Annotated in this window: 1 protein-coding gene; it reads right to left on the reverse strand. The window is 67.9% G+C overall.

Annotated features, from left to right (window positions below; translation table 11 throughout):
- Positions 1-1,388, reverse strand: a 1,388-nt coding sequence (hemN, locus tag VF497_RS14190) for an oxygen-independent coproporphyrinogen III oxidase (RefSeq protein ID WP_330889830.1), incomplete at its 3' end; no start/stop codon positions are given.
- Positions 1,389-1,562 lie beyond the last annotated feature (174 nt).

Consider the following 1,562-nt stretch of genomic DNA (forward strand, 5'->3'; position numbering starts at 1 on the left):
CGTACCGCAGGCGTCCCGGTTCGGTGAAGGTGGGCATCGAAGCACATCGCGATGTTGCGCAACAGGAAGCGCCCGCGCGGACTGGCGACGAGGCGCGCGGGTTCGACCGCGATCAGGCCGTCGCCCGCGAGCGCGCGCAGGCGCGCGAGATCGGCGACGAAATACGCGGCAAAATTGATGCGGTGGCGCGCCTCGAATGCGGGGATATCGAGCAGGCCGTGACACATTAGTTGCTGGATCACATCGGCGCGCAGCAGATCGTCCTCGTCGAGTTCGATGCCGCGTACGACCGGCAGGCGTCCGGCGTCGAGCCGGGCGTAGTAGCTGACGAGGTCGCGCGCGTTCTGGCTGAAGCTCGCGCCGATGTGCGAGATCGAGCTGACGCCGAGGCCGACCATGTCGCAGTTCGCGCAGGTCGAATAGCCCTGGAAATTGCGCTGCAGCGTGTCGGCGTCCTGCGCGCGCGCGAGGTCGTCGTCGGGACGCGCGAAGTGGTCCATGCCGATGTAGCGGTAGCCGGCGGCGGTCAGTGTTTCGACCGTGAGCGCGAGCAGTTCGAGGCGCGCCGCCGCGCTCGGCAGGTCGGCCGCTTCGATCTGGCGCTGCGCCGGGAAACGCTCGGGCAGGTGCGCATAGGCATAGGTGGCGATGCGGTCGGGCGCGAGCGCGATGACCTGTTCGAGCGTGCGGCGGAAATTCTGCGGCGTCTGTTTCGGCAGGCCGTAGATCAGGTCGACGCTGGTCGAGCGGAAGCTGCTCGCCTTCGCCGCATCGAGCACCGCGCGCGTCTGTTCGACCGACTGGATGCGATTGATCGCGGCCTGCACCACGGGATCGAAATCCTGGATGCCGACCGAGACGCGGTTGAAGCCGTGCGCGGCGAGCATGCGCACGTAGTCCGGGCCGCACCAGCGCGGATCGAGTTCGATGCCGAATTCGCGCTCGGCCTCGTGGCTGAAGGAGAAGTGCGCGGCGAGCGAGTCGAGCAGTTCGGCCATCTGCGCCGCATCGAGGAAATTCGGCGTGCCGCCGCCGAAATGCAGCTGCACGAGCGGGCGGTCGCGGTCGAACAGCGGAGCGGTGAGTTCGATCTCGCGATACAGGCGGGCGAGATAGACGTCGGCCTTCGAACGATCGCGCGTGATCACGCGCGTGCAGCCGCAGTAGAAGCACGGACTCGTGCAGAACGGCACATGCACGTAGAGCGAGAGGCGGCGCGGGATCGGATCTTCGTTCGAGGCGCGGGCGATGCCGCGCAGCGTTTCCTCGCCGAAGCCGTTGCGGAAATTCGGCGCGGTCGGATACGAGGTGTAGCGCGGCCCGGCGACATCGTAGCGGGCGATCAGGTCGGCGTCGAACGCAGCTGCGGTGGTAGTGGAAGCGATCATGCCGCCATCGTGCCGTCTGTGTCGGCGGCCGGCATTGACCCAGGTCAAGGCTGCCGCGTCAATGCGTCGACGGCAGGCAATCGAACGGCAGCCACGCATGCAGCCAATGCGCGCCGGGCAGCCACGGTCCGGCGAGGGTGAGCGCGGCGCCGGCGAACAGGACGAAGCCGGCAG

The sequence above is a fragment of the Rudaea sp. genome, assembly GCF_036383415.1.
Classification (GTDB): domain Bacteria; phylum Pseudomonadota; class Gammaproteobacteria; order Xanthomonadales; family Rhodanobacteraceae; genus Rudaea.